A 1,334-nucleotide genomic window follows, 5' to 3' on the forward strand; every position below is an offset into this window, starting at 1 on the left:
TATAGTGGTTCAGTTGTCAAGACAAAAATCTAAGCTTTTTATAATGAACTGATATATGTAACTGGGTAGGGGAGAAAATCCCCCCTTAGGCTGCATGATCATCCAGTAACAGAATCGGATAATAGCAGGATGCCGGTGTTTGATTATTGAGTGCAGAATGACAACGTTCAAAGTTGTAAGTGTGCACATATTTACCGATTGCCTTCCGTGCTTCTCTGATATTGTTATATTGGGTCAGATATGCTTCCTCGTACTTGAAGCTTCGGAACCATCGTTCAATCATGATATTGTCAGCCCACCGGCTTTTACCATCCATGCTTTGACGGATCTGGTTCTCTTTGAGGAAATTCATGTACTCATTGCTTGTAAACTGACAGCCCTGATCTGAATTCAGGATAACAGGTTTTGCCACTATAAACGCCTTTTTTAACGCAGTTATGACCATTCTGGTATCCAGAGTATCATCGACTTCCCAGCCAACGATACAGCGGCTGTACCAGTCAATCACAGCGGTCAGATACAGAAATCCACGCTTAATGGGGATGTATGTAATGTCGATTGACCATGCCTGATTTGGACGGTCGATAACGGCGTTACGTAGCAGATACGGGCAGACTTTAGCCTGTCGCATACGTTTAGAAAGGTTCATTTTTGGATAAATTGGATCAATCCCCATTTCATTCATATAACGGCGCGTTTTCCGGCGACCAACCTGATGCCCACGCTTCTTCAGTTGAGCAGACAGTTGTCGTGCTCCCCAGGCCGGATTATCCGTGTGTAATCGATCTATGATCGATTTGCAATCCAACTCCTCCTGAGATATGGGCATGCCCTTGTAATAAACACTGGTACGATTGATATCAAGAAGTGTAGCTCCTGTTTTAACTGGAAGTTCTTTAGTCTTCAAAAGGTTTTGGACTAAATTTACTCTCGTAGTCAGGTCCAAGTGTTTCTTCAGATTTTTTTTTCAACCAATCCACCTGCATGGTGAGCTGGCCAACTTTTTTCGCATATTCAGCTTTTTCCTTGCGTTCTAAAGCGAGTTTTTCTTTCAGATTATCCTCTCGTGTGTCATTAAAAACCACGGATGCTTTATCGAGGAACTCCTTCTTCCAGTTGCGGAGAAGATTCGGCTGAATATTGTTTTCGGTTGCGATTGTATTTAAGTCTTTTTCTCCTTTGAGCAGTTCAATCACTAATTCTGATTTGAATTTGGCAGAGAAATTTCTTCTTGTTCGAGACATAATAATAATCCTTCTTTCTGTAGTGTTTACAGTATATCAGATTCATTAAGAAATGTCTCTTGAAGTGTCTTAAATTACGATACCATTATA

2 protein-coding genes are annotated in these 1,334 nt (G+C 41.1%); both read right to left on the minus strand.

Translation table 11 applies throughout. From position 1 onward, the window contains the following. Positions 1 to 85: 85 nt before the first annotated feature. Positions 86 to 946: an IS3 family transposase gene (locus I4V44_RS17390; protein ID WP_009246074.1), complete on the minus strand. Its 861-nt coding sequence runs from the start codon at positions 944 to 946 to the stop codon at positions 86 to 88. Next, a complete protein-coding gene (locus tag I4V44_RS17735) occupies positions 897 to 1,244 on the minus strand; it encodes a transposase (RefSeq protein WP_004615306.1) in 348 nt (115 codons plus the stop codon). The genes I4V44_RS17390 and I4V44_RS17735 overlap by 50 nt, the downstream gene beginning before the upstream one ends. Positions 1,245 to 1,334 lie beyond the last annotated feature (90 nt).

The organism is Blautia sp. 1001283B150304_161114_C9, assembly GCF_015668165.1.
Lineage (GTDB): Bacteria > Bacillota > Clostridia > Lachnospirales > Lachnospiraceae > Blautia_A > Blautia_A wexlerae.